Origin of the sequence: Elstera sp., assembly GCF_044372965.1 — a bacterium.
Lineage (GTDB): Bacteria > Pseudomonadota > Alphaproteobacteria > Elsterales > Elsteraceae > Elstera.
Window position 1 is genome coordinate 18,439 of the sequence record NZ_JBILQX010000005.1, and the last position, 15,335, is coordinate 33,773.

The following is a 15,335-nucleotide window of genomic DNA, read 5'->3' on the forward strand; positions in this document are numbered from 1 at the left end:
AAACCGCTGCGGATGACGGAATAGGAAAATTACAAATGTAGCGTGGTTTCACCCTTGACTCGCCGCACTGCACAACGTACTTTTGCAGTGCGGCATAGAGAGTTTCTCTCTTCCCGCTGACGCTCTTGAGCGTTTCCTCCCTAAACTCGGCAGCCGCGCTTTTTGCGCGGCTCTTTTTTTGCCCCGCTCTTTTTCGCCCGGCTCAGATAAGGCGATCTTTGGGAAAGGTGAGGGTAAAGCGGCTCCCGTCGCCGGGGCGGCTGACCAGGGTAACGCGCCCGCCGTGCAACTCGATAAGCGATTTCACCAGCGGCAGTCCCAGGCCCGCGCCCGTATGCTGACGGGCAAGACCGTGATCGACCTGGTAAAACGGATCGAAGACCGATCCCTGCTCATCGGCGCTAATGCCAATTCCTGTATCCGCCACGGTTATTTCCGCCTCCCCTTCGGCATTCACCCCCCAGGTAACGCTGACCGATCCGCCCGCTGGAGTGAACTTCACCGCATTGTTGGCAAGGTTGAGCACGCATTGCCGCACGGTGCGCAAATCGGCAAAAATCACCACGGGCGGGGCGGGCGCTTCGCCCAACGTGAGGCTAATTCCGCCCGCCTCAGCCTTACTGCGCAGCAGATCGACAGCAAAGCGGCAGGGGGCGGCAAGATCGAGCCGGGTTTCGTTCAACGTATACTGACGCGCCTCGATCCGGGTCAGCGACAGAAGGTCTTCCACAAGGCTAAAGAGATGTTCGGCGCTTTGATGGATGTGGCCGACATACTCGGCATAGCGGGGGGGCTGGATCGGCCCGAAGCTGGCGCGTTTGATCGTTTCGGAAAAACCTAAAATCGAGTGCAGCGGCGTGCGCAACTCGTGGCTCATGTTCGCAAGAAACGCCGTCTTGGCGTTATTTGCTTCCTCGGCCTGTTGTCGGGCTTGTTGCGATGCGGCATGAAGCGTGGCCAGTTCGGCTTCGCGTTCACGTAGCACCGCTACCATTGCATCGGAATGCCGTAGCAGCCGTTGGGTGCTGCTAATTTCGGTAATCAGCAGAATGAACAGTACGATGATAAGCGTATCCAACCCAATCAAGAGCAGGCCCAACCGGGCTTCTAACTCGTTTTGGGCGGCACTGGAGCGCATGCCATTGTAATTGGGGTCGGTCAGCATCGTCAAAAAGGCTTCGCGCAGGCGCGGGATGATTTTGTTGATTTGAGAATAGGCGGCCCGCAACTCGTCGGGGGTTGCTTTGTCGAGATGAGCAATCAGCGGATCTTGATCGTTCAAAACCTTATCGAAGGCTTCAAGGGTTTCCGGGTAGCCCGGCAGCCGAAACAGCGGTTTCCCCTCGGGCCCATGTTTTAGAACATCCACCCGGCTCCACGTGGTATCGAACCGGCGCAAAGTTTCGCGCCGCAACGCCGGATCATCGGGTGTACGCGCGAGAAGATTGAGTGCGTGGCTATAGCGTAAGGCTTCAACCTCGGTCGCGGCGATGGCCCAGGGGCTTCGCGAGAAATCCAGGCGCGCGGCGGCTTGCCGTTCCTTATCGGCAAGATAGGTAACAACCGCCGCAATCATGGTCAGAAACGTGAGCAGACTGAGAAGGGTAATCCGAACCCGGCGATTATAAAGAAAGCGAAGAGCCGTCACGAAAGGGTAATCCGTTCCAACTGCCAGACCCAGCGGTTGCGAATACTGGCGCGTTCCAGAGCAGGCTCACCGCGCCGCGGATACATGATCCATAACGGGCCTTTGGTACGGCGGGGGAGGGGGGCCTCATCCATGAAACGCGCGAGCAAGACCTGCCACCGCTGAAGATCTTCCATGGGAATATTCGTGACGAAGTCATTGAGCGCACGCACCCGAAACGTGCCTTGACGAAGGTCGGCCCCGCAGGCCGCCAAGACATCGCGCAACAGCGGCCCGCGATAGGTATGAACGTCGGGCTCCCACCAGGTATCGGTGGTCACGCTCACCTGTGGGAAGGCGTCGATCATTGCGCCGTCCAGCAGAATTTCGCGGGCACCATTGGCATTGGTGGCGTTGGACCAGCTAATTTTTCCATCGATGGTCAGGAGAACCGGGCCAGCCGGGGGCGCGTTCGGGGGGGGCGGCAAAGCTTAAACCGGGAAGGAGCGTCGAAGCTGCACAACCCAATAAAATCTGACGGCGGGTGGGGGCAAGCGGCATAGGGAAACCAACCAAGGGAAGGCGGACGGAAGCTTATTCTTAACGCAACTCCCGCGTTACAGCAAACCCAGCGCTTTAAAACTGCTGTGACCATGTCGCCCGATGACCAGATGGTCATGCAAGGATATGCCGACGCCCTCCGCCGCGCGGGCCAAGGTGCGGGTCATATCGATATCGGCTTTCGAGGGGGTGGGGTCGCCGGTCGGGTGATTATGGACGAGAATAAGGGCGGTTGCCCCCACCTCCAGCGCCCGCTTCACCACATCGCGCGGGTATAGCGGCGTATGGTCGATGGTGCCGCGCTGAACCACCTCGTCGCCGATCAGATGGTTTTTGCGGTCGAGAAATAACAGGCGGACCTGTTCAATCGGCTCATGGGCCATAGCGATGCGGCAGTAATCCAACACCGCTTGCCAGCCCGCCAGCACCGGGGCCGTGCGCGCCTGCTCGCGGGCGAGGCGGCGGGCGGCGGCTTGAATGGTTTTCAGCGTGGCAATCGCCACCGGCCCCACGCCTTCCACCGCCGCCAATTGCGTGGGGTCGGCGGTGAGAACCCCGGCGAAACTGCCGAACCGCGCCAACAGTTTCTTCGCCAACGGCTTCACATCGCCGCGCGCATTGGCCCCAAACAGCACGAGTTCCAGCAACTCGTAATCCGGCAAAGCATCCGCATCCCCCGTTAGCAGCCGATCCCGCAGGCGGGACCGGTGGCCGACGTAATGGGGCGCTTCGACGGATGAACCGGGCTCAGCGTCGGGCGCGGACATTAGGCATAGGGCGGCGCATGCCACGCCTTGGGGGAGAGGGTGAAGATTTCATACCCCGTGGCGGTGACGCCGATGGAATGTTCGAACTGCGCCGACAGCGATTTGTCTTTCGTCACCGCCGTCCAATTATCCGACAGAACTTTTACATCGAATTTTCCGGCATTAATCATTGGCTCGATGGTGAAGAACATGCCTTCTTTGATTTCCGCCCCATGGCCGGGCTTGCCGAAGTGCAGGATCGACGGCGCATCGTGGAAGATACGCCCGAGGCCGTGGCCGCAGAAATCGCGCACCACCGAAAAGCGCTGGGCTTCGGCGAAGCTTTGAATGGCGTAGCCGATATCACCGATGGTAGCCCCGGGCTTCACCACTTCGATGCCGCGCATCATGGCTTCATAGGTAATGTCGCACAGCTTGCGCGCCTTGGTGCCGACCTTGCCGGCATAGAACATGCGGCTCGTGTCGCCATACCAGCCGTCCAGAATCACCGTGACGTCGATATTGATGATATCGCCGTCTTCCAGGCGCTTCTTGTCGTCGGGAATGCCGTGGCAGACAACATGATTGACGGAAGTGCAGATGGACTTCGGAAAGCCGCGATAGCCCAGAGGCGCGGGGATGGCCCCGGCTTGGATGATGAAATCATGACAAAGCTGATTGAGCGCTTCGGTGCTCACCCCCGGCACAACATGGGGCGTGATGAAATCCAAGGTTTCCGCTGCGAGCCGCCCGGCTTTGCGCATGCCTTCGAAATCGTCCGGCGTATGGATTTTGATCGTCGCCAAAGTGTCGTCGTCCCACTCATCGTCGTTGGTATCGTACATTAGACTTCCTGAACTGCGTTAAGCATCTGCACTTTTGCTTTTAGCTTTACGCCCTCAGGGGAAACCTCACAAGCATAGGCGAAGGCTTCCACCCCTGCGGCCCGCGCATCCCGAAAGGCCTGCGCGTATCCGGGGTCGATATCGTCGGCCAGCGCAAACCTATCGCAGTCATCGCGCTGAAGAATATACAGCATCGCGGCCCGCGCCCCAGCCCGAACCTGCGCCGCGAGTTCAAAAAGATGTTTTGCGCCGCGCGCCGTCACGCAATCGGGGAATTCGGCAAGGCCCGTCTGGCGCATCAGGTGGACGTTTTTCACCTCGATATAGCAGGGCGGGCGGTCCGGCGCTTCGGCCAGAAGATCGATGCGGGAGTTCACGCCATAGCGCACTTCTCGGCGCAAGCTTGTGTAACCGCCAAGCTCGGGGATCAGCCCCGCCGAAATGGCGGCCTCCGCGATGCGGTTCGGGTGGCCGGTATTGATCCCGGCGAAACTGCCGTCGGGCAGGCAGGTGATTTCCCACGAATAGGGCAGTTTGCCCTTGCCGGGGGCGAGGAGAATTTCCCAATCCGGCTCCGCGAGCCCCGTCATCGCGCCGGGATTGGGGCAATGGATCGTCACTTCCTCGCCCGCGCGCGGCCCGTCGAGCAGCACCACATCCGCCAGGAAGCGCTTGTAGCGCTTCAGCAGCCGGGCGCGGGTGAGCGGCGGGAAAGCGTGCAGAATCACGAACGATGCGACCATTCAATCAAGCGCCGGGCCGATTCGCGCATCGCCTCTTCCGATCCCGCGAAGGAGAAGCGCACCGTGCGGCTGCCGCGCTGCGGGTCGAAATCGACGCCCGGCGTAATGGCGACGCCGGTTTCCATCAAAATTTTCTGGCAGAAGGCGACCGAATCATTGGTGAGGTGGCCGACGTCGGCATAGAGATAGAACGCGCCATCGGCGGGGGCGAATTGGCTAAACCCGGCTTTCGGCAGTTCTTCTAGCAGGATCGCCCGGTTGCGCGCGTAGCGCTGGCGATTGGCTTCCAGCTCTTCCGTCGCCTCAAACGCCCCCAAGGCGGCGCGCTGGGCCAGCGTCGGGGCCGAGATAAAGAAATTCTGCGCGAGGCACTCCACCGACCGCACCAAATCTTCCGGCAGAATCAGCCAACCCAAGCGCCAACCGGTCATCGAGAAATATTTGGAGAAGCTGTTGACGATAATCGCCCGCTCGCCGCCCGATTCCGGCAGTTCCAGCGCGCAGGTGGCGTTTCCGGTGTAGGTCAGCCCGTGGTAAATCTCGTCCGAAACGAGGCGCACGCCGTGGTTCCGGCACCAGGACAGCAGCGCAGCCAAAGCCTCGCGCGATAGCACCGTGCCGGTGGGATTAGCAGGGCTCGCCACGATCACGCCATCGAGGGGCTGCACTGCGGAAAGCTGCTCGACTGTGGGATGAAAGCCGCTTTCCGGCCCGGTCAGAATCTCAACGACCTCAATCCCGAGCGCGCTCAGGATATTGCGGTAGGCGGGATACCCAGGGCTCGCCAAAGCCACCCGCGCGCCCGCATCGAAGGCCGCAAGAAACGCCAGCAGAAACCCGCCCGACGAGCCGACCGTTAAGCAAATCCGGGCCGGATCGACGGTAACGCCATAGGTCGCCTTATAGTGCCCCGCCAGCTTCTCCCGCAATTCCGGCAGCCCGAAGGCATCGGTATACCCAAGCTTATCCGCATCCAAGGCCGCATGCGCCGCGCGCAGTACCGAGGCCGGGGCTTGCGTCGACGGTTGCCCCACTTCCAGATGCAGCACATCCGCCCCGGTGGCGGCCCGCGCATCGGCGGCGCGCATCACCTCCATCACAAGAAACGGATCGATCTGGCCGCGACGGGAAATCTGCATGGTTAGTTCTTTCGTCACTGTATCGGGGCGCTGCCCCGACGCCCCGCTCAAGGGGCTTGCCCCTTGAGAATCCCTTTCATGGGAGAAGCAAGATGGGGTTGCGAGGATCAAGAAAACGGGTATCCAAAGGGCCGCAGCCCTTTGGTGGGGTTGTTAGGGGCAAAGCCCCTGACACATCACTGCTGTTGCCCCACGGCGAGGCCGAAGCCGCGCGGGTCGGTGCGTTGGTCGCAGCGGGGGTTCTGGTCGGGAATGCCGGAGGGGCAGAAGACGGCATTGACCCGGCCCATGCCGGGCGCGTCGATGGGGGTATAGCCCTGTTGCTTTAGGCGCTCTTGGCTATCGTCGGCGTCGGGTTCGAGGAAGAGGTAGGGGCCTTCGGCGAACTGGCGCGGGCGAATCACGGCTTCTTCCAGATCGTGCTGATCGATGAAGGCACCGCCCAGAACTTGCATGACGGCGGCGGTGGCGGGGCCGCCTCCGGTGGCGGCGGCAGCCATGAAGGTTTTTCCCGCATTGACGTTCACCACCAGAACCGGCGTCAGCGAGGCATTCAGGCTTGCGGGCGGCGGGAGCATCAGGCCGGTGCCGAGCAGGCTGCGGCCCGTGCCGAACAACCCGCCGCTGGTGAAGGTGCAGGCGACGGCGCTGCCGTTTTGATCGACGGCAACCAGGCTCGCGCTCGGCGGGGCGCTGCCTTCGGGCAAGGGAATCCCGGCGTCCGGCGTCGGCTGACCGGGGCGGAAGTCGGCGAGCAGGGCGGCGGCCGATGCCTCGGTGCCCGGCGGGGCAATCGCATCGCCCCGGCTGCGCTTCACATAGGCGGCAATCGCGCGCCGGGTGGCTTCGGCGAAGCGTTGCGGACGGTCCGGCGGCGGGAGCTTATCGAAGCCCAGGCGCTGAAGCTGGGCGAAAATATCGGCGGCAATCACGCCGCCGCCAACGGCCCCGCCCGGCGTGGCGAAGACATGCAGGCCGAGCGCCTGTTGCAGCGGCGCTTCCAGCAGCGGCAGGGCCGCGCGTAGATCTTCCGGCGTGAGCGTGCCGCCCGCGCTTTTGCTGGCCTCGACCAATTGGCGCGCGGCAAGGCCGGTGTAAAGATCGCCGATCCCAGCGAGGCGCAGGCGCGCGAGCAGGCTGGAAAGCTCCGGCTGACGAATAGGGGTGCCTTCGGGCAAGGGGAAGCCGCCGGGGGCGAAATAGAGGGCTTGGGTTTGCGCATCCAACATCGGGGCGACGCCGGGGATGTTGAGATAGGCGGCGAAGGCGCGCGAGAGGGGTACGCCAAGGCGGGCCGCCTGTTCCGCCGGGCCGATGGTCTGCTCGATGCGCAACCGCCCGCCCTTGCTGTGCAGCAGCGCAAGGCCGCGCGGCGTCATCGGAATGCTCATACCGCCTTGGGCGGCGGTGCGGGGGAGGAAGTTGATCGTTTCGATCTTCTTCGTCAGACTATCGAAATTCAAACAGACGCCGCCACCGGACAAGCCCGCCACGGAGGGCAGGGTGACGCCGAGCATGAAACCGCCCGTGACGGCAGCATCGACGGCGGTGCCGCCCGCCGATAGAATATCGCGCATTGCAAGCGCCGCATTCGGCTCGTCCGCTGCAACGCCGCCAAGGAAGCCCTTGACGTAGCCGGTCGCGCCGACAGGGGTTTTCGGTGTCTCGGCGCAGCCGCTGAGGACCGCAAGGGAAAGAATAAGCGTTGCGTATAATTGACGCTTCGACTGGGGAAGCTTACCTAGGATCATCATGACCAAGCGCGCGCCTTTGCTGAAGCGACTGATTGCCGGATGTCTGGCTGGAACCTTGACGGTGGTCGGGGGGATTTCCCCTGCCCACGCGCAAAGTTTGAACCTCGTCCGCGATGCGGAGGTGGAAACTAGCATCCGCGCTCTGGCAACGCCACTTTTTGAAGCGGCGGGATTGCGACCGCAGGCGGTCAGCATTCTGTTGGTCAACGATAAGCGGCTGAATGCCTTCGTTGCGGGCGGCCAAAATCTGTTTTTGAACACGGGCTTGCTGGTGCGCGCCGATCATGCTGGGCAGGTGATGGGTGTGATCGCCCATGAAACCGGGCATATGGAGGGCGGGCATCTCGCCAAGCTGCCGGGGGCGATGCGCGAGGCGATGATCAGCTCGATCTTCGAAAGCGTTCTGGCGATGGGGGCGTTGATCGTTGCGGGCTCCCAACGCAGCCGCGACGCGGGCGTTCCCAGTTCCAATACCGGTACCCCGCCGTCGGGCGGCGGCGGCGGCGGGCAATCGGCGGCGATGAAAAGCCTCTTTGCCTTTACCCGCACGCAGGAAACCTCGGCCGATGCGGCAGGGGTAGCCTTGCTCAATCAAACCCAACAATCGGCGCGCGGGTTTTTGGAGTTCATGGAACTCCTCGCCAATCAAGAATATCTGGCGTTAGAGCGGCAGGACCCCTATGCCCGCACCCATCCGCTATCGCGCGAGCGCGTCGAGTTTCTGCGCAATCAGGTGGCGAAATCGCCCTATAGCGACGTTCCGATCGCGCCCGCGTTTGTGGCGGCGCATAAGCGCATCAAAGCCAAACTGATCGGGTTTTTGGAGCCACAGGCAACCGTGTTCCAGCGCTACCCGACCACCGATACCAGTTTGGAGGCGCGCTACGCCCGCGCCATCGCCTATTACCGCGTGCCCGATATCAATCAGGCGCTCCGCACCATCGACGGCCTACTCGCGGAAAACCCTAAAGACCCGTTTTTTTGGGAACTCAAGGGCCAGATGCTGTTCGAGAATGGCCGCCCCTTGGAAGCGCGCGGGCCTTACGAAAAGGCCGTGGAGTTTAGCGGCGGCATTCCGATTCTGAAAATCGATCTTGCGCAGGTGCTGCTCGCCGTGGCCGAAGCGCCGGGCGCAGAGGCGGCGGCAAACGATGCGGTCAAGCGCGCGCAATCGCTGTTAATGGAAGCCCAGCGTTTCGAGGCGGAATCGCCGAAACTGTGGCGCTTGCTCGCGGTAATTTATGGCCGCGAGAATAATTTGGGGCTGGCGGCGCTGGCAACGGCTGAGCTTGCCTTACTTCAGGGCCGCCCGCGCGACGCCCGCGATCAGGCCCGCCGGGCGTTGCGGCTGCTTCCGGCGGGGGCACCGGGTCAGATCCGGGCCCAGGATTTGGAAAACCAAGCGATTCAAGAGTTAGAAAGGTTACGGGAATGACGGTTATGCGGCGGTTTCTCGGGGGGCTCCTCGGGGCTGCTCTCGGTGTGGGGCTCATGTTCAACGGCCTCGCCCACGCGGCGGAGCCCTTGACCGACGCCCAAAAGGAGGCGGTAAAAACCCTCGTGCGCGAGGTGCTGCGCGACAATCCCGAACTGGTTTACGAGGCACTTCAGGCGCTCGAAGCCAAGCAACAGGCCGAACAGACCGAACGGTCGCAGAAAATGATCGCCGCGAGCCGGGCCTCCCTAGAACGCGACCCTGCCGATCCGGTTCTGGGCAACCCGCAGGGTGACGTGACCATCGTCGAGTTCTTCGATTACCGTTGCCCCTACTGCAAGCAGGCGGCGGAGACGGTGACAAAGGTGGTAAAGGCCGACGGTAAGGTGCGGTTGGTTTTGAAAGAGTATCCGATCCTCGGGCCGCAGTCGGTCCAGGCCGCGCTCGCGGCCTTGGCGGCGCAGCGGCAGGGCAAATATGCCGAAATGCATGATGCGCTGATGGCCCAACGCGGCCCGCTCGACGACAAAGTCCTCGAGAAAATCGCGGGCGAGGTGAAGCTTGACCTGGTGCGCTGGAAGGCCGATCTGGAGCGGCCGGAGCTCAAGCAGCGCCTACAAGCGGTGCTGCTCCAAGGTCGGGAAATCGGTGCCACCGGCACCCCGGCCTTTATCATTGGCGATAAGATGATTCCCGGTGCGGTTGATGCCGAGGCGTTAAAAGCGGCAATCGCCGAGGCGCGCGCTAAAAAAAGTTGACTCTGCGGCTTGCTTCAGGCGGCACCCGACCCAAGTATAAGCCCGCGCTTATACCTGATCTGGAGACTAAGATATCGCTCACTGTCCTTGAGTTTGATAGAGACGATATTCAAAACACAATCGCGAAGCTTTCCGATGGCGAGATAGATTCTCTCGCCTTTGGGGCAATCGAACTCGATAAAACCGGTAAAGTCCTGCGTTTCAATGCGATGGAAGGGCAAATTACAGGGCGCGATCCAAAACAAATGGTGGGCAAGAATTTTTTCACCGATGTTGCGCCCTGCACCAATACCGCCGACTTCAAAGGCCGCTTCGATGCGGGTGTTAAGACGGGCGATTTAAGCGTTATGTTCGAATATCTCTTCGATTACATGATGAAGCCAACGCGGGTGAAGGTTCACATGAAAAAATCGATTGTGGGTGAGAGCTATTGGGTATTCGTCAAACGTGTCTAACTCACAGCCCTATTGGCAGCGGCGCGACCTGTTGCTGCGGCTTGTCGCCGATAGCGTAAGGGCAGAGTTTCTAATCCAGCATCCCGATGGGTTTCCACCGCCGCTTCCTTGGCCCGAAAATTTCGATTTTGCGGATCAGCTTGGCGCGGATTCGCTGGATAGGCTGAGCGCGGCAACGGTGCTGAGCGCTCAGCTTCGGCTCGACCGTTCGGGCCTTGCCGATGTGCTGCTGGCGCGGCGCTACCTGTCCGACTGTGCCGATGTGATGGAAGCATCCCTTGCTCGCTATTCGGAAACTGTGCAGTTTCGCTCGTCGGGTAGCCAAGGTGCGCCGGTTTGGCACGAACATCGGCTAGCGCGGCTGGGCGCGGAACTCGACGCGCTCGTGCCGGTCTTCGCCGGGGGAATCAAGCGCGTCATCGCCGCCGTTCCGGCCCATCACATCTACGGGTTTTTGTTCACGATCCTGCTGCCCGCGCGGCTGGGCGTCCCTGTGATCGACCTGCGCGCCGCATCGCCGGGGTCGGCGGTGGCGCAAATCGAGGCGAGCGATTTAATCGTTGGCCATCCGCTCTGGTGGCGAGCGTTTGCGGCGGCGGGCGGGGCCTGCGCGCCGGCATTGGGACTGGTTTCGACCGCGCCCTGCCCAGTGGAAACGGCGGATGCGGTTCGCGCGACGGGGCTCGCGCGCTTAATCGAAATCTATGGCTCCACCGAAACGGCGGGGATTGGTTGGCGCGCGGCAGGCGGCGGCGCTTTTACTCTGCTCGACACCTGGCAGCCGGGGGGTGACGGCGGACTGTTGGATGATCAGGGTGTGGCCGTGAGCCCGCCCGATTGGCTCGACTGGCAAGCCGCGCGTAGCTTTACGGTGCGCGGGCGCAAAGACGGGCAAGTGCAGGTCGCGGGGATCAATGTCGATCTTGCCGAGGTGCGCGCCTGCCTGATGGGCGTTCCGGGCGTTGCAGATGTCGCGCTGCGTTTGGCGGAAACTGGGCGCTTGAAAGCCTTCATCGTGCCGGGGCCGGATGCCGATGAAGCCGCGGTGCGATCCGCCTTGCAAGCCCAAGTAAGGCTGCACCTTGCTGCGCCCGCGCGCCCGGCAAGCTGGACATTCGGGCCGCATTTACCGATCTCAGAAACAGGAAAGCCCGCCGATTGGCCGGTTGCGGCGCACGGCGGGCGTTTCGACTAGGCTTACTCGGCGGCGGGTTTCGGCGAGAAATATTTCTCGAACTTGCCCTGAACGCCTTTGAACGCATCGGCATCGGGCGGCGCTGCGACTTGGCGATTGATGTTCGGCCATTGCGCGCTGTACTCGCGGTTCAGCTCGATCCATTTTTCCGCGCGCGGATCGCTATCGGGCAGAATCGCTTCCGCCGGGCATTCGGCTTCGCACACGCCGCAGTCGATGCATTCATCGGGATTGATGACCAGCATATTCTCGCCCGCATAGAAACAATCGACCGGGCAAACTTCTACGCAATCCGTGTAACGGCACCGAATGCAATCATCGGTAACGATATAGGTCATGAGGGGGAGGCTCCCTTCCCGAGCAATCTAGACGAGGCGCGATTTTTCTGCACCTTCTTGGCGGGGCGTATCATAGTCGGCTGGTTTCAGGACACAAGCCCGGCTTCGGCATACCCCAATTCACACATGGAATTGTTCATTATGGATTTTTCGGTCGAAAAACGTCTGGCCCAACAAAGCGCTCCAGCGGCCTTGCGGAATCGCGCGGCGATCTTAGCGGTGCTGAGCCCGCATCTCCCCGCTGGGGGACTGGTGCTGGAGCTTGCCAGCGGCACGGGCGAGCATGCGCTGTTCTTTGCTGGGGCGCGGCCCGATGTGACCTTTCAGCCGACCGATTTCGACGTTTCCGCGCGCGCCAGTATCGATGCCTATGCCGAGGAAGCGGGGCTATCCAATCTGCGCCGCGCCCTGTTCTTGGACGCGACCCAGCCCGATACTTGGCCGCTGGAGCGGGCCGACGCGCTGGTCTGCGTCAATATGATCCACATCTCCCCCTGGGAGGCGACGGTCGGCCTGATTGCAGGGGCTGCGCGCATTCTGCCAACGGGCGGAAAGCTGATGCTCTACGGGCCGTATATTCGCGCGGGGATCGAGACCGCGCCGAGCAATCGGGCGTTCGACGAAAGCTTACGTAGCCGCAACCCCGCCTGGGGGATTCGGCGGTTAGACGCAGTGGCGGCGCTCGCGGCAGAAGCCGGGTTTTCGGCCCCGGAGGTGACGGAGATGCCTGCGAATAATCTAACGGTGATTTTTACCCGCTAACGGGTTTCTCAAGGGGCCGCCGCCCCTTGAGCCTTGCCATAGCCTTACGCCAACCCGCCCAAATCCTCATACAGCGTTTGCGCCACCGGGGCCGGGCCGCGTTGCTCATCGAGCGCGACAACGCGCACCACGCGGATGCGGTCGGCCTGGGGGAAGGTGAGCACGTCGCCGACACGCACGGTTACATGGGCTTTATCCACAAGCCTTCGGTTCACGCGAACCCGCCCCTCCTTGAGCAATCCAGCCGCGAGCGTGCGGCTTTTGAAGAATCGCGCGGCCCAAAGGAATTTATCGAGCCGCATGCCGTGAGTGGGGTGGGGGGCGTGGAAACTTGTCATGGGATCAGCACCATCTCCCTTAATTTTGCAAACGGTGAATCGGGGTGAAAGACCCCTGGGGTTGGCCGTTCGGGCGCCCGTTGTGGACGGCGACGACGGCGGGTGAAGCGCAGATCGGAGGCGGCGTCACCAGCTCCTTCGGCGGCGGTTGCGGGATCGGGGCGACCGCGATAGCCCAAGGCGGCGAGCACGGCGGGAACATCGTCGGCCTTGCAATAGGCGAGGCGCGCAAGGTTGGCGTCGGCGGCGAACGGGCCGTGTGCGGCTTTCTCGCGCACGGCTTGGGCTAAGCGCTCCACCAGATCGGCGCGCACGACGCGCGGACCGAGAACGACGAAGCCCAAGCGCTCGTACCATTCGTTCGACCGATCAGGATCGCGCGGCACCGCTGGGCCTGCCGGGGCAGGCAGCGGCGGGCGCTGGCCGTGGGCGATGGCGTGCAGCAGCGCTTTCAGCGTAATGGCCTGAGGCTTCAACACGGCATCGAGATAGATGGTTTCGGTGCCAAGACGCACGCCCAGTTTTCCCAGGGCGCTGCGGTCGGCTTTCGTCAGCTTTTCCACCGCAATCGTCACGGCGGCGCGGGCGAGGCTGCCGCCCGCTTCGGCGAGTTCGAAGGCAAGACCGCGTGCGGCCCCCGTTAGCTCGGCATCGCGCAGGGCCTGGATTGGCCCCAGACTGGTGGCGAGATGGGCGCGAACCCAGCGGGTGAGCCGGTCGGAAACGCGGGTGCGGGCCTCGCCGTCCAGCAGATCGGAGGGGAGCAGGTCGATGGCGGGCTGCCCCCAGCGCGGCCCCGGCGCGAGGCGGGCCAGCGGCACCGGCTTTGCGACCGGATAGTGCCAGAGAATCGCCCCATCGGCGGTTAAGGTAAAATCCTCGTCCCCCGCCGCCGCAATCAGCGCGGCGCGGCGGTTGATTTCAAGGCTCAGGGAGCGGCGGGCGGCGGTGAGCAGCCGTTTGGCTTCGAGCCCCACGGCGTCCTCGTCCGGCGAAAAGATAAACCCATCAAGCCGCCCGACCGGATGGCCTTCGACGACAACGCCGCCCTCCGCCGTCACCCCGGCCAGCAAGGTTTCATTCCCGTCGAGCCGCTTGATGAGGAAGGCCCCGCGCCGGTCAACGAAGCGCTGCGTTAGCTTTTCGTGCAGCGCGTCCGACAGCCGGTCTTCGATCCCGCGCGTCATCTCCTGCCATTCGGCGGCGCTTTGCAGCCATTCCGGGCGGTGGGAAATAAAGGTCCAGGTGCGGATATAGGCGATGCGGGTGGAAAGCTGGTCGATTTCCCCATCGGTGCGGTCAAGCCGGACGATCTGCGCCTTCACCCAAGAATCGGGCAGTTTGCTGCCGCGCGCGGTGAGATGGCCGTAGATCTGCTGCAACAGCCGCACATGGGCTTCGGCCATGCTCTTGCGGAAATCGGGGATTTGGCACACGTCCCACAGCAGCTTCAGGCGCGGGCTGGTGGTGGTGATCTGGCGCACTTCCGGCAGTTTCGCCATCGCTTGCAGGGTCAGATGATCCTCGGCGTCGCGCTTGCGTTTCAGGGCCGCGTGCGGCGGCGGGGCGTCGAGACTGCGCAACAGCCCATCGAGCGTACGGAAATCGAGTTTGGCCGACCGCCACTGGATCGTTTCAATCGGATCGAACCGGTGGGTTTCGATGGCTTCGACCAAATCCTGATCGAGCGCGCCCACGTCCGGCAGCGTGCCGAACGAGCCGTCGCGCATATAGCGCCCGGCGCGCCCAGCGATTTGGGCGACTTCCGGCGCGGTTAGGCGGCGCGGGCTTTGGCCGTCGAATTTGGAAATACGGGCGAAGGCGACATGGTCCAAATCCATGTTCAGCCCCATGCCGATGGCGTCGGTGGCGACCATATAGTCGACCTCGCCGGTCTGATACAGTTCCACCTGGGCATTGCGCGCGCGGGGTGAGAGCGCGCCCAGCACGACCGCGCAGCCGCCGCGCGTGCGCCGCACCTGTTCGGCCAAGGCATAAACATCGGTCGCCGAGAAGGCGACGATGGCCGAGCGGCGCGGCAGGCGCGATAGCTTCTTCGGTCCGGTATAGGTGAGCGAGGAGAAGCGCGGACGCGTGATAATCTCGATATCGGGAATGAGGCGCTGGATCAGCGGCTTCATGGTTTCCGCGCCCAGGAACATGGTTTCCGAAAGGCCGCGCGCGTTCAGCAGCCGGTCGGTGAACACATGGCCGCGCTCCCAATCGGTACTAAGCTGGATTTCATCGACGGCGAGGAACTCTACCCGCCGATCCAGCGGCATGGCTTCCACGGTGCAAACGAACCAGCGCGCCCCCGGCGGCATGATCCGCTCTTCCCCGGTGACGAGGGCAACCGAACCCGCGCCTTTCAGTTTGCAAATGCGGTCGTAATTTTCACGGGCGAGCAATCGCAGCGGAAACCCGATCATGCCGGACGCATGTCCAAGCATACGGTCGATTGCGAGATGGGTCTTGCCGGTATTGGTTGGCCCCAAAACGGCGACCACTCTCGAAGCGCTAAAGCGGTGCTGCATCACCTACGAAGGTCGGCCTATTCGATGACATTCGCAAGTCCCCGCAGTGCAAAAAAATGCAGATTTTTACCGTGCTGCAAAAGAGTCACAGACGGGTCACGGCGC

The 15,335-nt window shown here is 62.6% G+C and carries 15 protein-coding genes; 5 read left to right on the forward strand and 10 right to left on the reverse strand.

Annotation, left to right across the window (positions count from 1 at the left end; all coding sequences use genetic code 11):
* Positions 1-202 precede the first annotated feature (202 nt).
* The 7 genes from ACIQ36_RS01585 to ACIQ36_RS01615 all read right to left on the reverse strand — a co-directional run bounded on the left by ACIQ36_RS01585 (position 203) and on the right by ACIQ36_RS01615 (position 7,415).
* Positions 203-1,648 (reverse strand): sensor histidine kinase, encoded by a 1,446-nt coding sequence (locus ACIQ36_RS01585; RefSeq protein ID WP_395824823.1) that lies wholly within the window; start codon positions 1,646-1,648, stop codon positions 203-205.
* On the reverse strand, positions 1,645-2,115 hold the full coding sequence (locus ACIQ36_RS01590) for a molybdopterin-dependent oxidoreductase (protein WP_395824826.1): 471 nt from the start codon (positions 2,113-2,115) through the stop codon (positions 1,645-1,647). Before ACIQ36_RS01590 ends, ACIQ36_RS01585 begins: the two co-directional genes overlap by 4 nt.
* A gap of 129 nt (positions 2,116-2,244) precedes the next feature.
* The gene (radC, locus tag ACIQ36_RS01595) at positions 2,245-2,955 is read right to left on the reverse strand and encodes a DNA repair protein RadC (protein ID WP_395824829.1); all 711 of its coding nucleotides are present in this window, start codon (positions 2,953-2,955) and stop codon (positions 2,245-2,247) included.
* Positions 2,955-3,779: a type I methionyl aminopeptidase gene (gene map, locus ACIQ36_RS01600; RefSeq protein WP_395824832.1), complete on the reverse strand. Its 825-nt coding sequence runs from the start codon at positions 3,777-3,779 to the stop codon at positions 2,955-2,957. The genes radC and map overlap by 1 nt, the downstream gene beginning before the upstream one ends.
* Complete coding sequence (sfsA, locus tag ACIQ36_RS01605; protein ID WP_395824835.1) at positions 3,779-4,522, reverse strand: DNA/RNA nuclease SfsA; 744 nt, start codon at positions 4,520-4,522, stop codon at positions 3,779-3,781. Before sfsA ends, map begins: the two co-directional genes overlap by 1 nt.
* The gene (locus tag ACIQ36_RS01610; protein ID WP_395824838.1) at positions 4,504-5,661 is read right to left on the reverse strand and encodes a pyridoxal phosphate-dependent aminotransferase; all 1,158 of its coding nucleotides are present in this window, start codon (positions 5,659-5,661) and stop codon (positions 4,504-4,506) included. Before ACIQ36_RS01610 ends, sfsA begins: the two co-directional genes overlap by 19 nt.
* Positions 5,662-5,837: 176 nt before the next feature.
* Positions 5,838-7,415, reverse strand: coding sequence for a gamma-glutamyltransferase (locus ACIQ36_RS01615; RefSeq protein ID WP_395824841.1), 1,578 nt, complete (start codon positions 7,413-7,415; stop codon positions 5,838-5,840).
* Here ACIQ36_RS01615 and ACIQ36_RS01620 point away from each other — a divergent pair.
* The 4 genes from ACIQ36_RS01620 to ACIQ36_RS01635 are packed head-to-tail and all read left to right on the forward strand — an operon-like array spanning position 7,414 to position 11,258.
* Positions 7,414-8,850, forward strand: a complete 1,437-nt coding sequence (locus ACIQ36_RS01620; protein WP_395824844.1) for a M48 family metalloprotease — start codon at positions 7,414-7,416, stop codon at positions 8,848-8,850. The genes ACIQ36_RS01615 and ACIQ36_RS01620 overlap by 2 nt on opposite strands.
* Before the next feature lie 5 nt (positions 8,851-8,855).
* The gene (locus ACIQ36_RS01625) at positions 8,856-9,608 is read left to right on the forward strand and encodes a DsbA family protein (protein ID WP_395824847.1); all 753 of its coding nucleotides are present in this window, start codon (positions 8,856-8,858) and stop codon (positions 9,606-9,608) included.
* On the forward strand, positions 9,605-10,063 hold the full coding sequence (pyp, locus tag ACIQ36_RS01630) for a photoactive yellow protein (RefSeq protein ID WP_395824850.1): 459 nt from the start codon (positions 9,605-9,607) through the stop codon (positions 10,061-10,063). The genes ACIQ36_RS01625 and pyp overlap by 4 nt, the downstream gene beginning before the upstream one ends.
* On the forward strand, positions 10,056-11,258 hold the full coding sequence (locus ACIQ36_RS01635) for an AMP-binding protein (RefSeq protein ID WP_395824853.1): 1,203 nt from the start codon (positions 10,056-10,058) through the stop codon (positions 11,256-11,258). The genes pyp and ACIQ36_RS01635 overlap by 8 nt, the downstream gene beginning before the upstream one ends.
* 2 nt (positions 11,259-11,260) lie before the next feature.
* Here the strand turns inward: ACIQ36_RS01635 and fdxA are convergent, their stop codons facing one another.
* On the reverse strand, positions 11,261-11,596 hold the full coding sequence (gene fdxA, locus ACIQ36_RS01640) for a ferredoxin FdxA (protein ID WP_395824856.1): 336 nt from the start codon (positions 11,594-11,596) through the stop codon (positions 11,261-11,263).
* Between the two features lie 126 nt (positions 11,597-11,722).
* On the opposite strand from fdxA, the gene ACIQ36_RS01645 reads away from it, so the two are divergent.
* A complete protein-coding gene (locus ACIQ36_RS01645; protein ID WP_395824859.1) occupies positions 11,723-12,358 on the forward strand; it encodes a DUF938 domain-containing protein in 636 nt (211 codons plus the stop codon).
* A 44-nt stretch (positions 12,359-12,402) separates the two neighbouring features.
* Here ACIQ36_RS01645 and ACIQ36_RS01650 read toward each other — a convergent pair whose 3' ends face one another.
* On the reverse strand, positions 12,403-12,696 hold the full coding sequence (locus tag ACIQ36_RS01650; protein WP_395824862.1) for an RNA-binding S4 domain-containing protein: 294 nt from the start codon (positions 12,694-12,696) through the stop codon (positions 12,403-12,405).
* Positions 12,693-15,203, reverse strand: a complete 2,511-nt coding sequence (locus ACIQ36_RS01655) for a helicase-related protein (RefSeq protein WP_395824865.1) — start codon at positions 15,201-15,203, stop codon at positions 12,693-12,695. The genes ACIQ36_RS01650 and ACIQ36_RS01655 overlap by 4 nt, the downstream gene beginning before the upstream one ends.
* Positions 15,204-15,335 lie beyond the last annotated feature (132 nt).

What these genes read in the sequence shown, in the direction of transcription:
- sfsA (WP_395824835.1), bottom strand. Translation starts at nt 4,522, where the DNA reads ATGGTCGCATCGTTCGTGATTCTGCACGCTTTCCCGCCGCTCACCCGC.
- radC (WP_395824829.1), bottom strand. Translation starts at nt 2,955, where the DNA reads ATGTCCGCGCCCGACGCTGAGCCCGGTTCATCCGTCGAAGCGCCCCAT.
- ACIQ36_RS01645 (WP_395824859.1), top strand. Translation starts at nt 11,723, where the DNA reads ATGGAATTGTTCATTATGGATTTTTCGGTCGAAAAACGTCTGGCCCAA.
- fdxA (WP_395824856.1), bottom strand. Translation starts at nt 11,596, where the DNA reads ATGACCTATATCGTTACCGATGATTGCATTCGGTGCCGTTACACGGAT.
- ACIQ36_RS01620 (WP_395824844.1), top strand. Translation starts at nt 7,414, where the DNA reads ATGACCAAGCGCGCGCCTTTGCTGAAGCGACTGATTGCCGGATGTCTG.
- map (WP_395824832.1), bottom strand. Translation starts at nt 3,779, where the DNA reads ATGTACGATACCAACGACGATGAGTGGGACGACGACACTTTGGCGACG.
- ACIQ36_RS01610 (WP_395824838.1), bottom strand. Translation starts at nt 5,661, where the DNA reads ATGCAGATTTCCCGTCGCGGCCAGATCGATCCGTTTCTTGTGATGGAG.
- ACIQ36_RS01650 (WP_395824862.1), bottom strand. Translation starts at nt 12,696, where the DNA reads ATGACAAGTTTCCACGCCCCCCACCCCACTCACGGCATGCGGCTCGAT.
- ACIQ36_RS01625 (WP_395824847.1), top strand. Translation starts at nt 8,856, where the DNA reads ATGCGGCGGTTTCTCGGGGGGCTCCTCGGGGCTGCTCTCGGTGTGGGG.
- ACIQ36_RS01615 (WP_395824841.1), bottom strand. Translation starts at nt 7,415, where the DNA reads ATGATGATCCTAGGTAAGCTTCCCCAGTCGAAGCGTCAATTATACGCA.